Here is a 6,130-nt window from a genome sequence, read left to right as displayed (position 1 = left end):
CAAAGCATTCAGCGTTGCAAAAGCAGACCCAACATTCACTACCGTTGCTGCTGTAAATGTAACTGTCGGTCAGAACATGACTATTACTGTCATTGCTCCTGAAGACGCTACAGGTACTGTTTACGCAACCGTTAGTGGTGAACTTGTTGCTACTGGCATACCATTAGTAAACGGAACCGCAACAATTGTTGTACCTAACTTAGCTTACGGTAAATATGGTTATGCTGTAACCTATGAAGGCGACGACAACTATAACCTAGCAACTGATATCAACTCATTCGAGATTATTAAGAAAGATATTTCAGGAAATGTAACCATCGATATTCCTGCTGGTGCTTCTACATACGAACCTACTTTCGCTATTAAGAATTTACCAAGCGATGCTACAGGAACTCTCACTGTCACTGTAGATGGTAAAGAGTACTTGGCTGAAGTTAAAAACGGTGGTGCAAGTATTACCATTCCTGGTTTAAGCGTTGGTAACCACGACGTTACCGTTACTTACTCCGGTGATGCTCAATACGGAAACATTTCAAAATCAGACATGATTACCTTAATCACTCCTGTTCCTAAACTTGAAGGTAAAGACTTAAGCGTACTCTACTCTGGTTCTGCTAAATACACAGTTCTTTTAACTATCGATGGTAAACCAGCTGCTGGTGAAATTGTATCTGTTTCATTCAATGGTGCTAAACTCTCTGTAAAAACAAACAGCAAAGGTGAAGCAACATTCAAATTGAACAGTAAAGCTAAGATCGATAAATACGATGTAACAGCTAAATACAGTTCCGCAGAAACAACCAACAAGGTTACTATTAAAAATATTATAAAGGCTAAAAACAAAAAGGTCAAAAAATCCAAAACTACTAAAGTTAAAATTACCTTAAGCAAAGTCGACGGTAAATACCTCAAAGGTAAAAAACTCAAGATCAAACTTAAAGGTAAAAAGTACAAAGTAAAAACCAACAAGAAAGGTAAAGCGACCTGGAAAGTTAAACCTTCCATGATCAAAAAACTCAAAGTTGGTAAAAAGTACAAATACACAGTAAGTTATGGAAAAGACACTGTAACCAAAAAACTTAAAATTAAAAGATAGGGATTTTTAATCTCTATCCCCTTTTTTATTTTTTAACATATGTACCATCCAAACAATAAACTATAGAATATCCACACCAATCAAAATAATCCACTCACCGATTAATGATTCATACCTTTAATATTATCACTATAATTTTAATCACTCAATAATTTAATTTACTGACAATTATTTTCGCTCCTGTCTGTGACCTTTCATGCTGAAATTAACTATTTTTATATAATATTAAAATCAAAAATTTAATCACTAATATATGGTGATTAAATGAGAATACTTCTTATTCATTCTGATTATTTAAACTATAATGTAAAAAATAAGACACCTGTAGCTGAAGAAATCCCGGAAGACAAACATGACGGTTCTTTTGACGATTCTCTTGTAGTGTTTACAGCTGTTGAAAAAGACGATGAAAATAATCCGGAAGGTATTGTTAAAAACCTCGTTAAAGAAGTCATCAAAACAAATGATCAGGTCAAGGCTGAAAATATAGTGTTATACCCATATGCTCACCTTTCCTCATCATTAAGTTCTCCGAAAATTGCCGTTCAAATTCTCAAAGACGCTGAACAGGCATTGCTTGATGAAAACTTAACAGTTAAAAGAGTACCCTTCGGATGGTATAAGGCATTTGAAATATCCTGCAAAGGACACCCATTAAGCGAACTGTCAAGAACAATAACCGCTGAGGAAGAAGAGGAAAAGGTTGAAAGGAAACCTTCCACCTGGCAGATACTTGAAGGGGATAGGATCACACAGATTGAAGACTTTGACTTCACCAACCATGCATTCAAGCAGCTGGTTGACTATGAACTCGGCCGTGGCGCATCCGATGAGGGTGAACCTCCACACGTTAAATTAATGAGGGAAAAGGAAATCTGTGACTATGAACCTGCATCCGACGTTGGAAACCTCAGATGGTATCCTAAAGGAAAACTCATAAGGGATCTCCTTTCAGATTACGTTTATGATTTAACCGTTGAGCGCGGAGCAATGCCGGTTGAAACTCCAATCTTTTATGATCTGGACAATCAGGCAATCTATGAGCATGCCTACAAGTTCGGTGAAAGGCAGTACAGAACCGATACCAAAAAGAACCTGATGCTCAGGTTCGCCGCATGTTTCGGTGCATTCAGATTGATGAGCGATTCATACCTGACCTGGAAAAACTTCCCGGCCAAAATCTTCGAACTGACAAGATACAGTTTCAGATTCGAGAAAAAGGGAGAAGTGGTTGGTCTTAAAAGGTTAAGGGCATTCACAATGCCGGACTGTCACTCATTCTGTACAGACGTCCAGGCGTCCCTTGAGGAATTCTCACAGCAGACCGACATGTGTATGCAGACCGGAAAAGATTTAAATTTAGACTTTGAAGTGATTTTCAGAGCAACCCAGGACTTCTTTGATGAAAACGAGGACTGGATGTATGAGATAGCAGCCAAATTCCAAAAACCGATTCTTCTGGAAATCCTGCCTGAAAGACACCATTACTGGGTATGTAAGATTGACCTGGCAAACATCGATGCATTAGGAAGGCCAATCGAAAACCCGACCGTTCAAATCGATGTTGAAAGCGGCAAAAGATTCGACATCACATATCTCGGTGAAGACGGCAACCAGCACAATCCTACAATCCTTCACACTTCCCCGACCGGAAGTATTGAAAGGGTATTGTGTGCAATGCTTGAAAAAACCGCAATCGAGATTAATGAACGCTCACCAATGCTTCCGACTTGGTTGAGTCCTATTCAGGCAAGAATCCTAACCGTCGGTGAGGCTCATAAGGAATTTGCAGATGAACTGTATGCAAAAATCAATGCATCCAATATCCGTGTCGACGTTGACGACAGGGATGAAAGTGTAGGTAAAAAAATCCGCAACGCTGCAAAAGAATGGATACCTTACATCTTCGTTGTCGGAGACAAGGAAGCCGAAACCGGCAGGTTCCAGGTGACTGTGCGTGAAACCGGTGAAAAGGTCGACATGACAGTTGACGAACTGATAAGTGAAATTAACGCTAAATGTGAAGGAAAACCTTTCAGAAAATTGCCTTTACCTAAGGACATCTCAAGAAGGATTAACTTCCAATAGTTTATTTAAAATGAAATTTATATTATAATATGGAGGAAATTTAATGGACCCAATGTATAAAATAGGAGAAGCCCTTATTGGAGACGGCCCTGAATTGGCACACATCGACTTATTGATTGGTGATAAATTCGGACCGGTTGGTCAAGCTTTCGCTAATGGATTATCAAACCTTTCCGTAGGCCACACTCCACTAACAAGTGTAATCAGACCTAACTTAATGACAAAACCTGCTACCTTAATCATTCCTAAGGTAACAGTCGGTGATTTGGATGATGCAAGTAAAATATTCGGACCTGCACAGACTGCAGTTGCAAGAGCCGTTGCTGATGCTGTGGAAGACGGATACATTCCAAAGGAAATCGTTGAAGACATTGTAATCAACGTAAGCGTATTCATCGATCCGTCAGCTAAGGATTTCAGAAAAATCTATCAGTACAACTACGGAGCAACCAAACTCGCTATCAGAAGAGCGATGGAAGGATATCCGGATATCGACAAAGTTCTTGCAGAAAAAGACCGTGGAACTCACCCAATCATGGGATTCAAAGTCAAAAAACTCTGGAGCCCACCATATCTGCAGGTTGCACTTGACCTTGACAACGAAGCCGCTATGGAGAGAATCATCTCAGAATTGCCTGACAATGACAGAATCCTCTTGGAAGCAGGTACACCGCTTGTCAAAAAGTTCGGTGTCGGCATAATCGGAAAAATCCGTGCACTCAGACCTGACGCATTCATCATTGCTGATTTGAAAACCTTGGACGTTGGCCGTGTTGAAGTCAAGATGGCTGCTGACGAAACAGCTGACGCAGTTGCGATTTCCGGTCTAGGTACAATCGAATCAATTGCAAAGGCAATCCATGAAACCCAAAAGCAAGGTATCTATTCCATTCTTGACATGATGAACGTCAAAGGATTTGAAGATAAGCTCGCTCAGCTTCCTGATGACCTCAAACCTGATATAGTCCTGCTTCACAGAAACGTTGACATGGAATCATACAGAGCCGAACACGGTGAAGACGTAAGCGACATGACCGAGTGGGGTAACATCAAAGACATCAAAGCCACACTTGGAAACAAAGGTCTCATTGCTGTTGCAGGCGGTATCAAGCCTAACAACGTTGAAGAGGCAATTGATAAAGGCGCAAACATCATCATTGCAGGAAGATACATCATCGGTTCAAGGGATGTTAGAAGAGCCGCACAGGACTTCCTCGAACATTTCGACCCTGATCCGGACAACATGAGACTTGCAATGGATGAAGACGAAAACATTGAAGTGAAAGAGTAAATTAGATTCAATCTAATTTACAATCTATTTTTTTTAGTGATATTATGGGATTTTGCAATTCATGCGGACAGCCAATCGTAAAGGAAGACTATGGTACAAATAAGGATGGCAGTCTAAATCCGGAATTCTGCAAGGACTGCTTTCAAAATGGTGAATACACAGAACCGGACATTACTTTAGAAGAGATGATTGTCAGAAAGACAAAAGAGATGATGGAAAAAAATCCTAGGCTTGTTGAAACACAGGCAACCGGAATTACCGCAATGTTCATTCCGGGACTCAAAAGATGGAATCCTGAGTTTCAGGACGATTATCAGTTTTAAGACCTGTTGAGCATAAATTCCTTGACTCTGGTGGCGATATAATCATCGCGTGATTGGTTGGATTTGATGATGTAGAGTTCTTCCTGCAAATTGTTGAACCTGTCAACCAAATCATTATATTCTTCCAAAAGTGAATCATAATCTTTTTCTAAATTTTCATTGACTTCAAAAATCTCGGCATAGCTTGTTTTTGTGTTGAGGGTTTCCTGCTTGAGGTGATCGTATTTTGTAGATACGCTGTTGAAGCTTTCCTTGAGGGAGTAGTGCTCGTCCTTGAGGTTTGAGCATTTTGTTTTCAGGTTCTTGTTTTCTTCCTTGATGCTGGAATATTTTGTTTTGAGATTCTCGTTTTCGGTTTTCATGTTGACGTATTTTGTTTTCAGGTTTTCGTTTTCAACGATTAGCTTTGAGTGCTTGTCCTTGATGTTTTCATTTTCAAATCTTAAATTTTCAAGGTTATCCTGATGCAGGGAATTGTATTTGCTTTTCATTTCGCTTAAAGCATCGTTTTGCTCCTGGAGTTGAGCTTTAAGCTCTTCGATTTCCTTTTCGTATTCCAAAGTAGATGAGATGTTATTTTCGTTTTCAAATTTCCTTTCCAATTCCTTCACTTCCTCAACATGCAAATAATTAGCTATTCTTAATGATTCAATCTCTTCCTCTCTACTTTTGAATTCCTCGATTTGTGAATTTGGGATAATAAGAACTTCTTCTTTGTTTTCATAGATGTCTTCGTTTTTAGGTACTGTAATCTGGATTTGTTCTGTTGTGTATTTTTTCCTCTCACCGTTTTTGAGTGTCCTGTTATACTCTCTTGAATATTTTTTTACAATACCGTTTCCGAATTTCATATTATCCCCTAATTTTCAATATTATAATTTTGGCTTTTGGATTAAATAAATATTTGCCAAATCTTGAAATGTTGCTGTCTCATTTGATAAAATTGTTCTCAGTTTAAAATATTGCTTTTAGGTTATAGATATATTTATATACTTTAATTAGTATTTTAAACTTTAAAGATTTGTTATAGTAAAGAAGATGCAAAAAGAATTGGATGAGAAGGATAAATCCTTAAATGAAATGGGGAAAAAATTAAAATTCTAGAGGAAAAACTTGCAAGCGAATAGAATTTATTTTTTTTAAAATCCTGAGTAATACTTTTCCCACCTTTTTTGCCTAATTAGTAATACTTTAATCAAAATATATATTATTAACTTTATTACTAATAATATATTATCTATTAAATAAATTCAGGTGAATTAATGTGGGAAGTAATAAAAAGTTATTGTTAATATTAATCATTCTTTCATTTTTCCTATCTACTCAGCTTTG

Annotated in this window: 5 protein-coding genes; 4 read left to right on the top strand and 1 reads right to left on the bottom strand. The window is 38.0% G+C overall.

Annotated elements, in window-relative coordinates; all coding sequences use genetic code 11:
• From ACJMLO_RS08980 to ACJMLO_RS08965, 4 genes are all read left to right on the top strand, one after another.
• On the top strand, positions 1 to 1,096 hold a 1,096-nt coding region (locus tag ACJMLO_RS08980), incomplete at its 5' end, for an Ig-like domain repeat protein (RefSeq protein WP_405296018.1).
• A gap of 264 nt (positions 1,097 to 1,360) precedes the next feature.
• Positions 1,361 to 3,184: a threonine--tRNA ligase gene (locus ACJMLO_RS08975; RefSeq protein WP_405296016.1), complete on the top strand. Its 1,824-nt coding sequence runs from the start codon at positions 1,361 to 1,363 to the stop codon at positions 3,182 to 3,184.
• A gap of 52 nt (positions 3,185 to 3,236) precedes the next feature.
• Positions 3,237 to 4,475 (top strand): bifunctional 5,6,7,8-tetrahydromethanopterin hydro-lyase/3-hexulose-6-phosphate synthase, encoded by a 1,239-nt coding sequence (locus ACJMLO_RS08970; RefSeq protein ID WP_405296020.1) that lies wholly within the window; start codon positions 3,237 to 3,239, stop codon positions 4,473 to 4,475.
• A gap of 44 nt (positions 4,476 to 4,519) precedes the next feature.
• Positions 4,520 to 4,798 (top strand): zinc ribbon domain-containing protein, encoded by a 279-nt coding sequence (locus tag ACJMLO_RS08965; protein WP_405296014.1) that lies wholly within the window; start codon positions 4,520 to 4,522, stop codon positions 4,796 to 4,798.
• Here the strand turns inward: ACJMLO_RS08965 and ACJMLO_RS08960 are convergent.
• Positions 4,795 to 5,649, bottom strand: coding sequence for a phosphoserine phosphatase (locus ACJMLO_RS08960; protein WP_405296012.1), 855 nt, complete (start codon positions 5,647 to 5,649; stop codon positions 4,795 to 4,797). The genes ACJMLO_RS08965 and ACJMLO_RS08960 overlap by 4 nt on opposite strands.
• Between the last annotated feature and the right edge of the window lie 481 nt (positions 5,650 to 6,130).

Origin of the sequence: Methanobrevibacter sp. (assembly GCF_045120835.1) — an archaeon.
GTDB lineage: Archaea > Methanobacteriota > Methanobacteria > Methanobacteriales > Methanobacteriaceae > Methanocatella.
The sequence above is the reverse complement of the archived record's forward strand: the minus strand, read 5'-3'. Positions and strand labels throughout refer to the sequence as shown.

Bases quoted from the DNA above. Each gene is read 5' to 3' on its own strand.
- ACJMLO_RS08975 (WP_405296016.1), top strand. From the start codon at position 1,361: ATGAGAATACTTCTTATTCATTCTGATTATTTAAACTATAATGTAAAA.
- ACJMLO_RS08970 (WP_405296020.1), top strand. From the start codon at position 3,237: ATGTATAAAATAGGAGAAGCCCTTATTGGAGACGGCCCTGAATTGGCA.
- ACJMLO_RS08965 (WP_405296014.1), top strand. From the start codon at position 4,520: ATGGGATTTTGCAATTCATGCGGACAGCCAATCGTAAAGGAAGACTAT.
- ACJMLO_RS08960 (WP_405296012.1), bottom strand. From the start codon at position 5,649: ATGAAATTCGGAAACGGTATTGTAAAAAAATATTCAAGAGAGTATAAC.